Raw genomic sequence first — 18,027 nt, 5'->3', positions numbered from 1 at the left:
CGATCAACGGGGGCCATTATACCACTCGACGAAAGTTCCTGGTATATAAACAAGTTCCGTGCATAGGGTGTGCGCTCGTTTTAAGCGAACAATAGGCCCTTGAAGCGCAGCAAACACCAGCATTGTTAGCATGTCTTAACCAAGCCCTTCACGGGCCTCGTCGAAACTGCGATAGATCTCCTGCGACATCTGCATGACTTCGAGACTTGCTCCGAGTTGACGGCGGAAGAAGGCGTGGGTGGAGTAGCGGGTCGACGAGAGGAAATAGCGTTCGGTATTGTGTCGCACCATCGCATAAAACGCATCGGCGGCATTGGGGTTCAGATTAAAATTGTCATAATTGACGATCACATTGGTCTGGCAGCCAATACTAGTGAAAAACCCATCGAGATAGGCAGCAAGTTCGTGAACATCCTCTGGCGTTATCAGGTTCAGCCCTTCGAAATTGACAAAGGTGAGATTCGCATCAGGATCATAGCGCGTCCGTTCTTCAAGGCTCAACACCGAGCGTTGACCGAGGCCCATCGGGCGTTCGGCAAAAATACGCTCGTCCATCACGCGCAAATCGGGGCTGATCTGCGGGCGGAAAGCGAGCATCGCTAGCACATCGCGTTCGAGATCGAGCCCGGGGGCAATTTCGATCAACTCAAGACCCTCAGGCGTCAGACGAAAGACCGCACGCTCGGTCAGATAATGCACCTGCTGACCCCGCGAGACCGCATAGGCTCCGCTAAACGTAACCTGCTCGACCTGTTCGACAAACTTGCACGTCGTCCCTTCCTGCACAATGCACAGCTTGCCATGTTCAACGCTGACCACAGCATTGCCCATCATCGTTCCAACAAAATAGAGATTGCGCGCCGTCTGGCTAATATTGATAAAGCCGCCCGCACCAGCAAATTTCGGCCCAAAGCGACTCACATTCACATTGCCATGGACATCAACCTGAGCCATGCCCAAGAAGGCCTGATCAAGACCACCGCCATCATAGAAATCAAACTGATAGGGCTGATCAATAATCGCCTGCGCATTCGCCGTTGCGCCAAAGCTCAGCCCACCGGCGGGAATCCCGCCAATCCCACCGGGTTCGACGGTCAGCGTAATCAGATCGAGGATGCCCTCTTCATTAGCAACCGACGCAATGCCTTCGGGCATCCCAATGCCAAGGTTCACGATCGCATTGATGCGCAGAAACTGCGCAGCGCGGCGTGCGATCACCTTGCGTGCCGTCAACGCCATCGGAACAAGCCGCCCGCGCCCAACGCGCACTTCGCCTGTATAGGCTGGATTATACGGTTCCCCAAAGGTCTGCGGATGCAACTCAGGCGGGGCCACCACGACACAATCCACAAGAATGCCGGGGATCTTGACTTCTTTCGGACTCCGCAGATGTTGCGTGGTTACGCGCTCGACCTGCGCAATGACGACCCCGCCGCTATTCTTGACAGCCTGGGCAAGCGAGAGGCTTTCGAGCGTCAACGCTTCACGCTCCATCGAGATATTGCCCTCTTCATCGGCGGTTGTCCCGCGAATCAGGCCCACATTGATCGGAAACGCCTTATAGAAAAGGTACTCCTGGCCTGCAAGGGTGACAACCTCAACAATCTGCTCGGTCGTCACCTGATTCAGGCGACCGCCCTCAAGACGGGGATCAACAAAGGTACGGAGGCCCACGTGGGTAATGACCCCCGGTTTGCGTCCGGCGATCGCCCGAAAGAGGTGGGAGATAACCCCCTGGGGCAAACAATAGGCCTGGATGCGCCCCTCAAGCGCCATTCGCCCGAGCGCGGGGGCGAGGCCCCAGTGCCCACCAACGGCACGTCTGACCATGCCATCGTGGGCAAAATGGTTGAGCCCACGCAGACGGCCATCACCCTGACCAGCCGCAAAGACAAGACTGAGATCACGTGGATGGCCCGTCGTCTGAAAGCGCTCTTCAAGGGCAACTGCCAGCGCCTCGGGGAACCCAATGCCAACGAAGCCGCTGGTGGCGATGGTATCGCCATCCAGAATAAGGCGAACCGCTTCGTCAGCCGAAATAATTTTGTTGCGTTTGATCATTGCTACTGCTCTTCTAAAACTGGCCGTTTTCGCCAGCATAAGCGAGATTCCCAGGGGTCACCGCCCATCAAAGGGTTTCACCTGCCCTACGCAAGGCTGCCTGATGCAGCCCCCCACCGCAGCGGTGCGTGCCACGCCGTGTTTGGCGCAGGATGGCCCAGACCTGGGTTCCCGCGTGTGCGGGAACGACATGGTACCTGTCATGCCCATGTCATGCCCACGCAGGCGGGCAGCCAGCGAGCCATGGGAGTGAAGCCCTTTGAGGGCTGCAGTCCACCCAAGAACCAAGACCACCTGAATTATACTCAAATCATGGCGCTTGTCGCCTGAGAGATCAGCATTCCGACTGAGGTGTGGAGGCCGAAAGAGCAGCATACTAGCCTGATGTTACGCTTTGTGTGCTAACATGAACGCTTTGACGCAACACACTATGGGGTACGGGTATGGATTATGGCTTGTTTGCGCGTGGAGCTTTATTCGGCCTGGCGATTGCGGCCCCGGTGGGGCCAATCGGTGTCTTGTGCATCAAACGCACCCTGCGTGATGGGCAACTGACCGGCTTTGTTTCGGGGTTGGGGGCAGCGACCGCTGACCTGATCTACGGGACGATTGCCGTGCTTGGCCTGAGCATGCTCACGAGTCTGCTGATCGGGCTGAGTTTCTGGACACGTCTGCTCGGCGGGCTTTTCCTCATTTATCTGGGGATACGAACCATGCGCGAACAACCATCAGACAAAGCAGCCCAGGCCACAGCCCGCGGTCTCCTAGGCGCATATGGTTCAACCCTCTTCCTGACGATCACGAACCCCGCGACAATCATTGCCTTTGCGGCAATCTTTGCGGGGCTCGGCATTGGGAGCAGCGCCGAGACACCAGGCGAGGCCATCTTGCTGATTGCCGGCGTCGGAACAGGCTCGGCGCTCTGGTGGTTGATGTTGAGCAGTGCAGCCGGCTTGCTCCACGGACGCCTGACGCCCAGAGTACTGCGCATCGTCAACCTGGTTTCAGGCGTGATTATCACCGGCTTTGGCCTGGTAGCGCTAGTCTCGTTGATCGAAGTATGAAGGGGTGATATGGCTACGCGGAGCCAGACCACCCCTTTCCACATCCGACAGAGCTACTACAACTCAACCTTGCCGAGTTCAGCCTCGAAGCGTTGCACAACGGTACGGAGCACCTTGATACGAGCAAAGCGTTTATCCTCAGCCTCAACGACCGTCCAGGGGGCGGCTGGCGTAGAAGTACGCAAGAGCATCTCATCAACGGCTTCTTCATAGAGCGGCCATTTGTCGCGATTGCGCCAATCCTCATCGGTGAGTTTCCACGCCTTATAGGGCACCGTCTTACGGGCCTCAAAACGACGAAGTTGTTCTTCGGGGCTAAAATGGAGCCAGAATTTACAGACGACGGCACCAAAATCGATCAACTGGCGTTCGAACTCATTGATTTCGGCATAGGCGCGCGACCATTCATCGGGGCGGGCAAAGCCTTCGACACGCTCTACAAGCACCCGCCCGTACCACGAGCGATCGAAGATCGCAAACTGACCACGGGGGGGCAGGCGACGCCAGAAGCGATAGAGATAATGATGGATCTTGTCTTCACCTTCAGGTGCCGCAATAGTATGGACAACATAGCTACGGGGATCAATCTCAGCGGTGAGGCGTTGGATTGTCCCGCCCTTGCCAGCGGCATCCCAGCCCTCAAAAACGAGCACCGCCGGGCGGCGCTTGTGATAGAGTTGCAACCCAATGCGATAGAGTTGGGCCTGGAGTTGTTTGACCTGTTTGCCATAACTCTTTTCATCGAGGGTCAGCGTCAAATCAACGCGGCGCAGAATATGGGCGACCTCAGTTCGCATCGGCTCAAAAGGAATAGCACTTGGCACAACAGGAGGTTGGGGGAGGGGCGAGGTCAGGCCATTGGGCATTGAACGGCGCTGGCGACGGAAGGCGGCACTCGCGTCGTCAAGGCCCGCATCACGTACATCATCAGCAACGGGAGTTGCTTTACGACCGAGGCGATCCTCAATACCGGCAATCACGGCCTGCATCACCGCAACGCGGGCGTAGTACTTATTCGTTGCCGGGATGACGTGCCAGGGAGCATAACTGGTACTGGTACGTGCGATCATATCTTCAACCGCATCGGCATAGGCATGATAATGGCGATGCTGGCGACGATCCTCACCAGTGACCTGATGGGCCGTCAGCGGATCTTTGAGGATGCTCTTAAAGCGATGAGCTTGTTCACGTTCAGAGATATGCAACCAGAGCTTGAGGATCACCGTGCCATCATTCGATAGATGGCGCTCAAAAGCGGCTGCATTCTCACAACGCACCCGCCAGCGTTGGGGATCGGCATCTGAAGCAGTACGCTCGGCGAGCATTTCACGGTACCACGAGCGATCAAAGATTGCCATCCGTCCATAGCTTGGGATTTTTTGCCAGAAACGGTAAAGCCAGGGGTATTGCATTTCCGAGGTACGTGGCGGAGTAATCGAATGCACCCGTAAACCACGCGGATCGAGGCGACGCACCATCACCCCAATCGTACGCGCTTTGGCCGTACCGGCCCAGCCCTCGAAAACAACAATGACCGGCACCCGTGCTTCGAGCATCGCCTGCTGTAAGGCGTACAGACGCAACTGGAACTGCGAAATCTGGGCGCGGTATTCAGCCTTATCGAGCGCCACCGATAGGTCAATCTGGTCTAACATGGGGTATATTGTACCATGACTCATGCACCTTATGCAGGTGAGACGAAGGCAGACAACCATGCTTCCCACTGCAATCGCCAAACGTTTAGAGGAGCACTTTGCCGGGCAAGCGATCACGTCAATCAGGCCAACCTTTGGTGGCGTTTCGAACATGAGTCTCGCCCTACGCATTGGCACCACACCATGTGTCTTGAAAGCTGCCGAGCAACCTGGCAAGCGCAATGACCTGCGCCACGAAGCGACCATCCTTGGCTTGCTGGCAGGCAAACGGCTCGGTGCGCCGACAACGCTCGCCCTGCTTGACGATGATGCATGGAGCATCCTGGTCATGCGGCGTCGGCCCGGCCTCCCGGGGCTGCGGTTTGTTACCCGACCAGCAGCAGATCTGATCCCAATCTATCAAGCCCTCGGTCACACCCTGGCCCGCCTTCATCAACAAACGCCGGCGGACAGCCAGATCCCGCCGACAGAGGGGCTCGCGATCCATGTGCAAATAGGCAACCTGGCACCCCGGCTGGCTGAATTACCCCTGCCCGACATGCTCACCCGCAACCTGATCGCGGCCATTGCGCATCCTGTCTGGCAGCCAACAGCACCACGGTTGATCCACGGAGACGCGGGGCTCCACAACATTCTCTGGGGGGCGCGTGGGCTGAGTCTGCTCGACTGGGAATGGGCGGGGTGGGGGGATCCACGGCTTGATCTCGCGTGGGTCGACTGGACAATTCGGTTTCGCCAACTGCCACGAGTACTCTGGGAGGTCTTTCTCGAGCGGTACATCATGACCAGGCGTGAGTCACCAGACCTCGAACCAGCGACCCACAACGCCCTGATTATGGGACAGATTACCGCACTGCTTGTCCGATCGGCGGGGCAAGCAGCAGCCTGGGAAGAGTGGGTGCGGCGAGCCTCGTGGACACTAGCGCAGGGAGAGATGGAACCTTGAGACCTGTTCTTCTTCTGGCCGAGGGCAACCTTGCTTCGCTCGCAAAAAAGCCAGCTAAGCTGGCTTCTTTGCGAGCGACAGAACTTACTTAAACCAAGGCGCATCGGGATAACGCTCGTGGAGTTGCTTGTCAAGGCCCAGCCATTGGCCCGAGGGGGTCGCCATCAACACGAGCGAAGCGGCAAAAAAGGGCGGCATGGTCACATTATAGAACGAGCCAGCCGAGATATTGGTCAGCAAAAAGAGCGACAGGGCGGCACTTGCCCGCACCGACAAACCGAACAACATCCCAATCGCCACAACCACCTGCCCAAGGGTCAACACCCAAGCGACAGGGCGATACCATGGAATAGCAAACATGCGCAGATACGCTGCCGAGAAAGAGTCGGGATCAATTTCGGAAAGACGCTGGAGAAAATGCTCACGCATCACCGGGCTAGAGAGCCAACCGCGCGTAATCTTGTGGTAAGCTCCATAAAGGAAGAATGCTCCAAAGCTATAACGAAGCACCAGCACCGAGCCACGAGCAGCCCGTTTGAGACGACTATCCACACGTAACCTCCATCCTCGCTGAATGACAGCCCACCGACCAAGGCTGACTGACGATCATCGGACATATGATACAAGATTTTCTCAATGTTATAATGCAAAGACACTGAGATGTCGCAAACCGAATGCAAAGACACTGAGATGTCGCAAATCGAACGAACGGGTCTGTCAAGGTATTTGTGGTAGCTACTTACGGCTACGTCGCGATCAGCCGCCCGGTTCTTCACAATGGTTCAATCATCACAGGCATCAACGCACAACGACATTTTAATTGTCGACGATACACCGGCCAACCTCCGCTTACTGCTCCAGGTACTCCAGGGGGCTGGATATCGCGTGCGTGCCGTCACGAATGGGGAACGTGCCCTAGCTGCGGTCAGGCATAGTCAACCAGAGCTTATTTTACTCGATATTCGCTTGCCTGATATTGATGGGTTTGAGGTTTGTTCGATCTTAAAAACAGATTCTATCAGTCATCAAATTCCGATTATTTTTATCAGTGCCCTTGATGACACGAACGCCAAAGTCAATGCATTCCGTGCTGGCGGGGTAGACTACGTCACCAAGCCGATTCATCCCGAGGAAGTGCTTGCACGTGTTGCAACCCATCTCGCCCTGCGACAACTGAACCTCCAGTTGCAACAGGCGAACAAGAATCTAGCGATCAGGCTGAATGAATTAGAAACAACCAACAGACTCCTGGGGCAAGAGATTGTTGCGCGGCGTGCAGCTGAAGAGCGGAATGCGCACCTGCTGGCACACGAGCGGGAACGAGTGTTACGGCTCGATCAGTTGCTGAATGAAATGATGATCATCAGCGGCCCACTCGATCTCACCAGCGTCTATCAAGCTATTGTCAACGGTGTCACGAGAGTGCTCCCTTGCGTATCAGCTGCGCTGGCACGTGCCCAACAGGCCAACACCTATCTGGAAATTGTTGCCGTCGCTAATTTGTCGCCGGATGTGGTCGGCATCCAGATACCCTGGCAAGATCCGTTTCTTGGCCGCGTGGCCGCCGAGAAGATCATGCTGCAGTGGGAGACCAGCCCACCCGAACTGCAGAGCACAGGCGAGACCCTGGCGGCCCCGCTCATTGTCGGCGATCGCCTTGAAGGCATCATCGTGGTCGTCGAGGCTACGTCAAAAATCTCGTTTGATCACGCGGATTTTCAATTACTGAGGCTCTTTACCCAGCAAGCAACGATTGCCATCCAGAATACGCGCCTCTTTGAGGAGGTACAACACCTGGCCCGCATTGACCCTCTTACCGGGCTTTTCAATCGACGTTATTTCTATGAAATCGCGCAACGTGACCTTGAACGTATGCGTCGTAGCCGTGGTTCACTAGGGCTCATGTTGCTTGATATTGATCACTTCAAACAGATCAACGACCAGTATGGGCACCACGCAGGCGATCAAGCGCTCCAACTGGTGGCGGATCTGTTACGTCAGCGGGTACGCACTGCCGATGTCAGCGCCCGTTTTGGCGGTGAAGAGATGGTTGTCTTGCTCCCCGATGCAAGCCTTGAGCAAACGCTGGTTGTGGCCGAACGCATCCGAACAAGCATTGCCACCCTGACCATCGAGAGTGAGCATGGCTCGTTTCAACTGACCGTCAGTATTGGCGTAACCATTGTCTCGGGCAAGCAGCTTGATTGCGAGCTTGATGACCTGATCATCTATGCCGATCAAGCCTGTTATGCCGCCAAGCATGCTGGACGCAATCAAATCAAGGTCTGGAACGAGTCAGTGATCACGATCCAGCCGGAATAACCTCTACCGTCACCTCATCAATTTTCCAGGTCGCGGCTAACCAGGTTGCCGATGGCGTGACGCTGCGTGCCGGTTTATAGTATCTGTAGATCCTCGAAGGGGCTGAGGTCGATGGCCTGAGCCCCTTCGAGGAAAAGAGCGCTTTTTTAGCGTGATCGGCTTAACAAGAAAGCATACAATCTTATGGAAACAAATGAAGCTTCGGCCCTGGCAATGATTTCGACCCAAATGGCGGATGCAGTTGAACGCATCGGAATGAGTCTGGTGCAGGTACGCGGGCGTACACGCGGCCCGGCTACCGGCATTGTTGTCACAAACGATACGGTGCTGACGGCCGACCATGTGCTAGAACGCGATGATGATCTGACCATTGCAACGCCTGATGGCCGTATCCTGCCAGCCCAACTGGCTGGGCGTGACCATGCGAGTGATCTTGCCTTGCTGCGCATTGATAATCTCGGGACAACTCCGGCGACGTTTGTTGAAAGTCCGGCCCGTGTGGGGCAGTTGATTCTCGCCGTGGGGCGGCCTGGCAGCAGTGCAATGGCCTCGTTTGGGATTATCAGTGCCACCGGCGGCCCTTTGCGCGGGCGACGCGGGGCGATGCTTGAGCAATATGTCCAGACTGATGCGATTCCCTATCCTGGCTTTTCCGGGGGAGCCTTGATTGATGCCGAAGGCAAGGTGGCCGCAGTCTTGACCACCGGGTTGATCAACGGGGTCGCCCTTGGTGTTCCAGCCGCACTGTCCTGGCGGATTGCCACAACCCTTGGGGCAACAGGCTATATCAAACGCGGCTTTCTTGGCATTAGTAGCCAACCCGTCGAGTTGCCCGAAGGCCAGCGCGGTGGACAGAGTCAGGCACAGGGGTTGCTCATTGTTCGCGTCGAACCAGGCAGCCCGGCGGCCCAGGGCGGCCTGTTACTCGGCGATGTCTTGATCACCTTTGACGGACATCCACTTACCGACACCGACGAATTGCAGGCCTTGCTGGTCGGTGAGCGGGTTGGCAAGCAAGTGCCGGTACAGGTTTTGCGGGGAGGCTCACTCTTTACGGCCCTCGTCACGGTGGGCCAGCGAAGTTAACAAACGCACACGACGCATTTGTCGGTGAACAAAGTTTTCCGGGTTTTGTCGCCCTGGGCAAAGCGAAGGGTCGCAGGCCTCCCGACGGCAGAGATGCTTCGCTGCGCTCAGCATGACAAAATTGTGCGCAGAGCAAAAATTCCCTTGACCGACGACAAAACTCAGCGCTCGTTGCAAAGGATAAAAAAAGATGACCCTTGTTGAACAAAACTCAGCTGCAATGCTGATTGGCATAGAAGCTGCCACGCTTGCCGCACAGGCCCGCGCCAGTGTGGTGCAGGTGCAAGGACGTCGGCGTGGGGCCGGTTCAGGTGTGGTCTGGCGTGATAGCAAGACGGTGATGACCAATTTTCATGTCATTGCCGGCGTTGGCGAGCGGGTTGAGCTTGTAGCGGCGGATGATCGCCGCTATCGGGCGAGTCTGATCGCAGGCAATCCACGGCTTGATCTCGCGCTGCTTGCCGTTGAAGAGAGTCTGTTGCCGCCCGTCGTTGTCGGTGACTCAACGCACCTGCGGGTTGGGGAACTCGTCTTTGCGGTCGGCAATCCGTGGGGCATGCGGGGCATCGTAACCGCAGGCATTGTCAGTGCAGTTGGTGAAATTCCGGCTGAACAAGGCGAGCAAGCTGCCAGTTACATTCGGTCTGATGTTCGTCTGGCCCCAGGCAATTCAGGTGGGCCACTGCTCAACGCACGCGGCGAGGTCGTTGGCATCAATGCGATGATCTTTGGGGGCGATCTGGCGGTCGCCATCCCCAGCCATGTCGCCCAGGCCTGGGCCGCGAGTCTGCCCCGCCGTCCGGTCTTTCTCGGCCTGGCGGTGCAACCGGCCGTTGGTGGCGAAAATAATCAAATCCAGGGCTTGCTGGTGGCAGCCGTAGCGAACAACGGCCCAGCTGCCGCTGGTGGCTTGCAGGTTGGCGATCTGCTCCAACGCTTTGATGACCAACCCCTGCCCAATACCGAAGCCCTGCTTGCGGCATTGCAGGTGCGAACACCCGGTGATACTGTGCGCATCGAAGGCTTGCGCGGCGGGCAACCACTCACCACCGCGATCCGTCTAGCGGCGCAAGCCGCCCAGGCCACCCCATGATCACCGTCTTTATCATTGCCCCAACGCCTGCGCTGCGGGCAGGGCTACGAGCGATGGCAGCCAGCGACACCATTGAGATCATTGGCGAAGCGGCGGGGGCAGTGCTTGCCCCCGCCGCCGATGTCATTCTGGTCGCCGGTGACAACGTGGCCGCCATCGGGCGCGCCCTGGCAGGCAACGAGGGCGTTGCCCTCGTTGCGCTCAGCGATGATCAGCGACTGCCCGGCCTACTGCGTAGCCTTGCCCTCAGCGGGTGGGCCGTTGCCCTGCCCGAGGCCGGGGCTGAAGAGGTGCAGGCGGCCATCTATGCCGCCGCGCACGGCTATGTCGCGCTGCCCCAGCGCTTCGCCGAGCAATTACCCGGTACGAGGTTGACCGACGAACCCCCTGCTGAACCATTGACGCCACGCGAGACCGAGGTCTTGAGCCTGCTCAGCCAGGGGCTCCCCAACAAACAGATCGCACTGCGGTTACAGATTAGCGAGCATACCGTCAAATTTCATATTGGCTCGATCTTCACCAAGCTTGGGGCCACCTCGCGTACCGAGGCCGTGAGTATCGGGGCGCGTCAGGGATTGTTGACGCTCTGAGTCAGTGACATTGGCTGAGCGTCAACAACCTCGCGTCACATCTGGTTGGCAAGTTCGCGGGCAATGGCGTTGTGCCGTTCGATCTGGACGGGGAGATCGAGACCGAGGATGTGGCCCTCAGCGACGCGGACACGCCCATTGATGATGCTGAGGTCAACCGGCGGCGGCGTGCAAAAGACGAGGGCCGCGACAGGATCATGCACCGCACCCCCGGCGAACGCGAGTTGATCAAGCCGATAGCCAATCACATCGGCACACAACCCTGGGGCCAGTTGCCCAATGTCGTCACGCCCGAGTACCTCGGCCCCGCCTCGCGTCGCCAGCCACAGCGCTTCACGCGCACTCATGGCCGCCGGATCGCCCTGCACACGTTGCAAGAGCAAGGCCTGGCGAGCCTCGCCGAGCATATGCGAACCATCATTCGACGCCGAACCGTCTACGCCCAACCCGACACGCGCCCCCGCACGCCGCAGCGCCCCGATGGGCGCAATGCCCGAGGCAAGCCGCATATTTGAACACGGACAATGGGCGACCCCGGTATGCGTGCGCCCTAGACGCTCGATTTCCGCTGCCGAAGGATGCACCATGTGCGCGTGCCAAACATCCTTCCCCACCCAGCCTAGATCTTCACAGAGCTCGACCGGACGACGCCCGAACTGAGCCAGACAATACCGCTCTTCGTCAAGCGTCTCGGCAAGATGCGTATGAACGTGTACCCCGTAGCTCCGCGCCAGTGCCAGACTCTCGCGCATCAAAGCGGGGGAAACACTAAACGGCGAACAGGGAGCCAGCACAATGCGAAGCATCGCCCCCGGTGCGGGATCGTGGTACTGCTCGATGAGGCGCTGCGAATCAGCGAGAATATGAGCCTCATCTTCAACCACCTGGTCAGGCGGCAACCCGCCTTTGCTCTGCCCGACCGACATGCTTCCGCGTGCCGCATGAAAACGCACCCCCATCGCGACAGCCACTTCGATCTGATCATCGAGACGCGCCCCGTTGGGCCACAGATAGGTATGATCGCTCGTCGTCGTGCAACCCGTCAGCAACAACTCGGCCAGGGCCGTCCTGGTTGCCACCTGCACCGCCTCGACGGTCATCCTGGCCCAGAGCGGATAGAGCGTCGTGAGCCAGCCAAAGAGATCACGATCCTGCGCCATACAGCGCGTCAGCGTCTGACAAAAGTGATGGTGGGTATTGACCAGGCCGGGCATGACCAGCATGCCACGTGCATCAATGATCTGATCGGCTTCCTGAGGCAGCAAAGCAGTCGGCCCGACATGGGTAATCACCCCATCAACCGCATACAACGCCCCATCGGCAAGCTCAGTCCTGGCAGCATCCATCGTCACCAGCCGATCAGCATGTTTAATCAAGAGCGAAGTGCTTGACATGACCTCTCCACGTTGTTATAATTTAATGGTGACTAACGCGGCGTGGAGCAGTGGCAGCTCGTCGGGCTCATAACCCGAAGGTCGCAGGTTCGAATCCTGCCGCCGCTACCAATCGTAGACAAAAAAGCGGGACTGTGTTTACACAGCCCCGCTTTTTTGTCTCTTTCAGCCTGCTCCACCCTAAAAAATCGCCAGGTAGCGCTGGATCTCCCACGCTGAAACATGCTGGCGATAACTCTCCCACTCTTGCTGTTTGGCATCAACAAAACGCTCAAACGCATTCGGGCCAAGCGCCTGCACAATGACTTCATCTTCGCGCAGGGCATCCAGCGCCGCGCCGAGCGACGACGGCAGCGTCGCCAGGCCCCGAGCCCGTGGATCAACGTGAAAGAGATCCTCTTCCGAGGCTTCACGCAACGAGAGCTTGCGTTTAATACCGTCAAGCCCCGCGACCAGCATGACGGCGTACGCCAGGTAGGGATTACAGGCCGGATCAGGACAACGCAATTCGACCCGTGTGCTCTGGTGGCGCCCGGTGGTAATGCGCGGCACGCGCACCAGCGCGGATCGATTGGTACGCCCCCATGAGATATAGATCGGTGCCTCGAACCCCGGTACCAGGCGTTTATACGAATTGACCAGAGGGGCCAGGATCGCGCACATACCACGGGCGTGAGCCAGCAAGCCGGCAATAAAATGGTGCGCTACTGGCGAAAGGCCGTAGGGATCATCCGGATCATTAAAGATATTCTGCCCGGTCACCAGATCAACCAGACTCTGATGCACGTGCATACCATTGCCATTGACGCCGGCCAACGGCTTGGGCATAAAAGTTGCATAGAGCCCATTGAGTTGGGCAATGGCTTTGAGCGCGACCCGTGCCGTAATTGTATGGTCAGCCGCCCGCAGCGCCCCGTCATACCGCAGGTCGATCTCGTGCTGCCCTGCCGCCACCTCGTGATGGGCAGCCTCGGCGGTAATGCCAAGCTGGCTCAGCGCACGCACCATCTGACGCCGAATCAACGTCGCCTGATCGGTCGAAAGATCAAAATAACTCGCCTGATCATGCACCATCGGTGTCGGCAGACCGTCGGCATTGCTCTTAAAAAGGAAAAACTCGAGTTCAGGTGCAACATTGAAACCGTAGCCCATCGCAGCAGCCTGGTTCAGTGCATTCGTCAGGACATGCCGCGGATCGCCCGCAAACGGTTTGCGATCGGGTGTATAAATATTGCAGATCAACCGTGCGGTTGTCAGGCCCTCGTGTTTATCCCACGGAATCAACGCATACGTCGCAGGGTCAGGTACGAGATACATATCGCTCTCGACCATTCGGGCAAACCCTTCGAGTGACGAACCATCAAACCAGACCCCATGACCAAGGGCATCTTCAAGCTCACTGACCGGAATAGTGACCGTCTTCACCATCCCCAGCACATCAGTAAACTGAAGATTCACAAAGGCAACACGCTCTTCTTCGGCACGCTCAAGCAAAGTTTGACGGAGATCATCACTCATAGGATGGGGTCCTCCCCAGAAGTCCTGGAAGACGGGCAATGCACGCTCATCGCCAGATGCACACTGACCAGGATGTTGCCAACACTCTTGTTGCATTGTATCACATGCGCTAGGAGCCTATTGCCCTGAACCCCCAATCAGAGTACAATAGCGCAATATACCGTGATACAGGGAGTTGACGATGTTGACTTATGACGATCTTGTGGCCGGGTTGGAGGATGCCTGGCTGGCAGTTGGTCTGCACGAGCATCTCTTTCTTGAAAGCATTACTCCATCAACCCATGATCGCACCTGCAAGATCGAGCTCTTTCCCGATCACGATGAGCCGCTCAGCAGTACCAATATGCCCCCCTATCTTGAGCTCAGCTTCGCCTGGTCACCCGTGCATCAGTTGATCGCCGAGGGGCGCAACCTCGAGGTTGAACCACTCGATCTTACGTGGACCTACATTGCCACCCTGGGCGATCGTCAGGATCATACCGATGCAGAACTGGTGCGCATGTTTCAACGTGCCGTGATCCACGCCTTCCAGCGCTACTATCCCGCCGAAGCCACCGAGATGGAACCAGTTGCGGTGGAAGTGCGCCGGATTTATCTCCCCGGCAGTCAACCACTGCATCTCGATTATATCCAGATTGTCAGCAGCACGATGACCGATATTTTTGAGCAGTGGGCTGAACGGGATCTCATCGGGTTGCGTATGTTGCTCCGCCTGGAGTTTCAACTCGCTGCGGCAATTATCGGCAATCTTGCGGATGCCTTCTCGCCTCGTGGACGCGGTGGCTACAAGAGTGTGGATGCCGCCTGACCTACACCAACCAGGCGACGCTCTTCGACACCAGAAGAACCACGACCAGCACTACCAGCAGGCCTACATAGAACCGCTGCAACCACGGTGCCATGCGCAATTGCACGCCCAGCAGCAGAGCCGTGACGACGCCAACCAGCGGGGGCAAGAGCCAGCCCGCCTGCGTAGCCGTTAGCCACGGTTCTGAGCGCACTGACGCAAATCCCAGCAAGGCGAGCATCCCGATTAGCACTAACCCGAGCGCTCGCAGCCGTGCAGCCAGCGACGCAAGCGGCCATTCTTTCGACCCATCGCCAGCACTGTGGTCATCTTCAGCGGCGCAAGGGTTCATCAAGAGCTGCGGAAGACTCGCCAGCCAGAGGAGCGCACTGGCAAGCAGCAAAGCGCGTGCGACCGGGGCCTCGGGCACAGTCAGGAGATTGCTCAACCCGAGACTCGCATTCGCCTCGGCCATGCCTCCTCCGGCGAGCAGCAACGGCCCGTACATCCGCAGCAACCGCGCACGATCAACCTTCCCGATCCCTGCTACGCCTCGTCGCAGATACGGCCACTCAAGCAAACCCAGGGCCACCACAAGATCGAGGCCATAAGGAAAGCCACGTGCCGGGGCAAGCGGCATCAAGGCAAGCACGATCATGGGAGGGAGAAGACCGGGGAGGCTCGCCAGCATCACTGGTCCTGCGCACGCGGGCCGCTGGCGTGAAACCCATGCAAGCCACCGGCAGAGCATCCAGCTTGCCCCGAGCGCAAACAGCCCCCCTGGATACAACAAGAGACGCGGCCAGACCTGACCGAGCGCCGCGAGCAACTCGATCATAGATCTGGAACCTTCGGCTTGTCTGTGGAACGATTCATATCAATTCCGGTTGGACAGACTGCACGATCGACGTCATCTCCCGGCCCCCTTTCCGCTGCAGAGAGGGGCAGCCAGGCATCGTCGCGGTCAGGCCAGAACTTCGCCCATACTCGCAGGATCAGCCAGCCAGCCGCCGCAAGCACCATGCCCAGGGCAACCAGCACAAAGACCGGCAGGCTCGCCACATACTCCTTTTCCGCATTGTAGACAACAAGCAAGCCTGTCCAGGGCGAAGCCACCAGTTCACCATACGGCGACAACCCCGCTTGCAACTGAGCAACAAGTGGGCCAGCGAGCGTCCCGACAAAGAGCGGGGCACCAACGGCACCAACCAGCGCCAGTCCCTGTCCAGCCCGACCAACATGAGCACTGCGCAGCGGAGGTACCGCCCAACGGGCGAGCGCCAGGACCAGCAAAAACCCGGACAGGCCCAGCAGGATCGCCAGCACCGTCAGCCGTGCAGCGACCGCAGCGGCCACGGCCATCCAGACGAGCACCAGCAGCGGCCAGTTGGGCAAGGGGAACGACGGACGCCGAGCGAGCAGCACCAGTGGCCCGATCAGCAACACATACGAGGCCATCACAACCCCGGCGCCAGCCCCAAGGCCAGCCCCGACCAGCACGAAACCCGCCATCACAAGCTGCACCCAACCCGGAAGCAACGCACGAGCAGCAACCGTCGCGTGCCAACTTGCCCAGAGCGCCAGCGCTGCCCCGGTGACAAGGGCCACAAACAGCCATTGAAGTGCCCACGGCCCCAGGCTAAAGGTACGCAACAGCGCATAACAGGCCATGGCAAACAGAAGGTGTGGCTGTGCCTTTGATGCCAGCACGGTGCCGACCAGCAACAACACCAGGCTTCCCCCAACCAACCCCGCCCCTGCACCGGGGGCCGCATAGAGCCACTCGCCACTCATCACACCAATCAGCACGAGGCCACCGGCGGTAGCCAAAGCCGAGGCCAAAGCCAGGCGGCGTTGAGCCAGCGCGGCAGGTTGCAACGCAACGCCAACAATCACCAGGGCAGCAATGAGGGCCAGGTGCCCGGTCAGCGCAGCCATCCCATAGCACCAGGCCACAACTGCGGTGCGCCAATGATCGGCCTGAGACACGACGACTGCGGCTAGCCCATAACCAGCCAGCAGCAACAGCGTCAACGCACTCAGCAGATCGGCGCGCAGCCACCCGTGTGCAACCTGCGGCGCGAGCGGACGATCATGCGCAAGCCATGCCAGCATCAAGCCGACCAGGAGCAACCCTGTCAGACCGACAATGGACAAAATCGACGGAAAACGGAAGCGTGCCACCGACTGCATCATCGACGAGGGCCAGAAACAAGCTCTTGCTGGCGATAGCGGCAGTGATCGCAATACGCGACCCGATAGCCTGCGACGGTCGCACGCTGCAGCGGCCCACCGCAGATCGGACAGGTTGACGAGAGGATATTGCCAGCACCGGCAACAACCGGCGCAGGGGTAGAGGCCGAAGCGGCAGAACGGAGCGGGGCAGGTGTTAGGGGGTGAACCTCAGGTGAAGCAACGGGGGCCTGCGCCCCATTCGGCGAAGGAGCAGAAACCGGCGCAGCAGGTGGCTTGAAATTCCATAGCGTACTCAAGGTTTCAACCAGCACCGCATAATCACGTGCGCCACGCGAACGAGGATCAAACTCATAGATCGTCTTGCCCTGAGCGGACGACTCTGAAAGGCGCACATTGACCCGGATCGGAGGGGTCACCTGGGCACCATACTGAGCCTGCAATTGCTCGAGGAGCGCAACAGACTGGCGGGTACGCGGATCATACATCGTTGGCACAATCGCCCGCAGGCTACTCGTGCTACCCTTCAACTGAATAATCTGCTTCACCAGCATCTCAAGGCCCTTGATCGAAAAAGGCTCAACCGTCGTTGGCACCACCACATCGCTGGCCGCAGTGAGCGCATTAAGATTCAGCACAGTCAGCGAGCCGCCGCAGTCAATCAAAATAAAATCATACTTCGAGCGTACTGGACGCAGCGCCTGCTCGAGCACCCGCGCCCAATCAGGACGTCGTGCAAGCTCGGGTTGGGCAGTCAAAAGCGACTCATTGGCAGCCAACAGATCGAGGTTAGGACGAGCGTTGACCAGGCAATCTTCGGGGCGCTTGCCATCAACGAGCACATCATAGAGCGTCCGGCGCGGCTTGAGGCCAAGCGCCATCGCCAGATTGCCCTGGGCATCAACATCAACAAGCAACACCTGAGCACCCTTCAGCGCCAGGCCGGCACTCAAATTGACTACCGTAGTCGTCTTGCCGATGCCACCCTTGAGATTGGTAATCGCAACAATGCGGCCCATAGAAGTATCCAACTCAGCGAAGACTGCAAGCACGCTTTGTGCAACGGTTGTTACATCGTGTTCAGTGTAGTGCAAGCGCCAATCCATGTCAACCAGTGGTACGTAGCAATGCTGCCCGTGGGCATGGCACCTGCAAGGGCACCCGCACGGGGTGCCCGTACACCGGATTCGGCCCCCGCCCCTGTAGGGACACGGCGTCGCCGTGCCCCTACATCCATCCCCACGTAAACATCGGTGGGCATGGTAAGGTGGACCCATTTGTCAAGACACAACATTTGGCCGTTTTCCGTGCGGGTGCC

At 58.4% G+C, this 18,027-nt stretch carries 15 protein-coding genes and 1 tRNA gene; 8 read left to right on the top strand and 8 right to left on the bottom strand.

What is annotated here, in order from left to right:
* Window positions 1-135: 135 nt before the first annotated feature.
* Window positions 136-2,061 (bottom strand): acyl CoA:acetate/3-ketoacid CoA transferase, encoded by a 1,926-nt coding sequence (locus EYB53_RS09180; protein ID WP_216863620.1) that lies wholly within the window; start codon window positions 2,059-2,061, stop codon window positions 136-138.
* 443 nt (window positions 2,062-2,504) lie between these two features.
* Between EYB53_RS09180 and EYB53_RS09175 the strand changes: the two genes are divergently transcribed.
* Window positions 2,505-3,125, top strand: coding sequence for a LysE/ArgO family amino acid transporter (locus tag EYB53_RS09175; RefSeq protein WP_135477897.1), 621 nt, complete (start codon window positions 2,505-2,507; stop codon window positions 3,123-3,125).
* Between the two features lie 56 nt (window positions 3,126-3,181).
* On the opposite strand, the gene EYB53_RS09170 is transcribed toward EYB53_RS09175, so the two are convergent.
* A complete protein-coding gene (locus tag EYB53_RS09170; protein WP_135477896.1) occupies window positions 3,182-4,780 on the bottom strand; it encodes a hypothetical protein in 1,599 nt (532 codons plus the stop codon).
* 58 nt (window positions 4,781-4,838) lie between these two features.
* On the opposite strand from EYB53_RS09170, the gene EYB53_RS09165 reads away from it, so the two are divergent.
* Window positions 4,839-5,726 carry a phosphotransferase family protein gene (locus tag EYB53_RS09165; RefSeq protein WP_167857321.1) on the top strand — a complete coding sequence of 296 codons (888 nt, stop codon included), beginning with the start codon at window positions 4,839-4,841 and terminating at the stop codon, window positions 5,724-5,726.
* Between the two features lie 84 nt (window positions 5,727-5,810).
* On the opposite strand, the gene EYB53_RS09160 is transcribed toward EYB53_RS09165, so the two are convergent.
* The gene (locus tag EYB53_RS09160; protein WP_135477894.1) at window positions 5,811-6,278 is read right to left on the bottom strand and encodes a MauE/DoxX family redox-associated membrane protein; all 468 of its coding nucleotides are present in this window, start codon (window positions 6,276-6,278) and stop codon (window positions 5,811-5,813) included.
* 225 nt (window positions 6,279-6,503) lie between these two features.
* On the opposite strand from EYB53_RS09160, the gene EYB53_RS09155 reads away from it, so the two are divergent.
* From EYB53_RS09155 to EYB53_RS09140, 4 genes are all read left to right on the top strand, one after another.
* A complete protein-coding gene (locus tag EYB53_RS09155; RefSeq protein WP_135477893.1) occupies window positions 6,504-8,048 on the top strand; it encodes a diguanylate cyclase in 1,545 nt (514 codons plus the stop codon).
* A 183-nt stretch (window positions 8,049-8,231) separates the two neighbouring features.
* Window positions 8,232-9,134, top strand: coding sequence for a S1C family serine protease (locus tag EYB53_RS09150; RefSeq protein WP_135477892.1), 903 nt, complete (start codon window positions 8,232-8,234; stop codon window positions 9,132-9,134).
* A gap of 190 nt (window positions 9,135-9,324) precedes the next feature.
* Window positions 9,325-10,227: a S1C family serine protease gene (locus EYB53_RS09145; RefSeq protein ID WP_254150991.1), complete on the top strand. Its 903-nt coding sequence runs from the start codon at window positions 9,325-9,327 to the stop codon at window positions 10,225-10,227.
* On the top strand, window positions 10,224-10,817 hold the full coding sequence (locus tag EYB53_RS09140) for a helix-turn-helix transcriptional regulator (protein ID WP_135477891.1): 594 nt from the start codon (window positions 10,224-10,226) through the stop codon (window positions 10,815-10,817). Before EYB53_RS09145 ends, EYB53_RS09140 begins: the two co-directional genes overlap by 4 nt.
* A 35-nt stretch (window positions 10,818-10,852) precedes the next feature.
* Here the strand turns inward: EYB53_RS09140 and EYB53_RS09135 are convergent, their stop codons facing one another.
* A complete protein-coding gene (locus EYB53_RS09135) occupies window positions 10,853-12,211 on the bottom strand; it encodes an 8-oxoguanine deaminase (RefSeq protein ID WP_135477890.1) in 1,359 nt (452 codons plus the stop codon).
* Window positions 12,212-12,247: 36 nt separating this feature from the next.
* Here EYB53_RS09135 and EYB53_RS09130 point away from each other — a divergent pair.
* Window positions 12,248-12,322, top strand: a tRNA-Met gene (locus EYB53_RS09130).
* 69 nt (window positions 12,323-12,391) lie between these two features.
* Here EYB53_RS09130 and glnA read toward each other — a convergent pair.
* Window positions 12,392-13,729 carry a type I glutamate--ammonia ligase gene (glnA, locus tag EYB53_RS09125; RefSeq protein WP_135477889.1) on the bottom strand — a complete coding sequence of 446 codons (1,338 nt, stop codon included), beginning with the start codon at window positions 13,727-13,729 and terminating at the stop codon, window positions 12,392-12,394.
* Window positions 13,730-13,910: 181 nt separating this feature from the next.
* Here glnA and EYB53_RS09120 point away from each other — a divergent pair, with 181 nt between their 5' ends.
* Window positions 13,911-14,537 (top strand): hypothetical protein, encoded by a 627-nt coding sequence (locus tag EYB53_RS09120; protein WP_135477888.1) that lies wholly within the window; start codon window positions 13,911-13,913, stop codon window positions 14,535-14,537.
* A gap of 1 nt (window position 14,538) precedes the next feature.
* Here the strand turns inward: EYB53_RS09120 and EYB53_RS09115 are convergent, their stop codons facing one another.
* From EYB53_RS09115 to EYB53_RS09105, 3 genes are read right to left on the bottom strand one after another with little or no spacing between them, the layout of a single operon-like run.
* Window positions 14,539-15,354 carry a hypothetical protein gene (locus tag EYB53_RS09115; protein WP_135477887.1) on the bottom strand — a complete coding sequence of 272 codons (816 nt, stop codon included), beginning with the start codon at window positions 15,352-15,354 and terminating at the stop codon, window positions 14,539-14,541.
* Window positions 15,351-16,700: a hypothetical protein gene (locus EYB53_RS09110; protein WP_135477886.1), complete on the bottom strand. Its 1,350-nt coding sequence runs from the start codon at window positions 16,698-16,700 to the stop codon at window positions 15,351-15,353. Before EYB53_RS09110 ends, EYB53_RS09115 begins: the two co-directional genes overlap by 4 nt.
* Window positions 16,701-16,708: 8 nt before the next feature.
* Entirely contained in the window at window positions 16,709-17,728 is a 1,020-nt protein-coding gene (locus EYB53_RS09105) for an AAA family ATPase (protein WP_135477885.1), read from the bottom strand.
* Between the last annotated feature and the right edge of the window lie 299 nt (window positions 17,729-18,027).

This window comes from Candidatus Chloroploca mongolica, from assembly GCF_004762035.2.
GTDB classification, from domain to species: domain Bacteria; phylum Chloroflexota; class Chloroflexia; order Chloroflexales; family Chloroflexaceae; genus Chloroploca; species Chloroploca mongolica.
The sequence above is the reverse complement of the archived record's forward strand: the minus strand, read 5'-3'. Positions and strand labels throughout refer to the sequence as shown.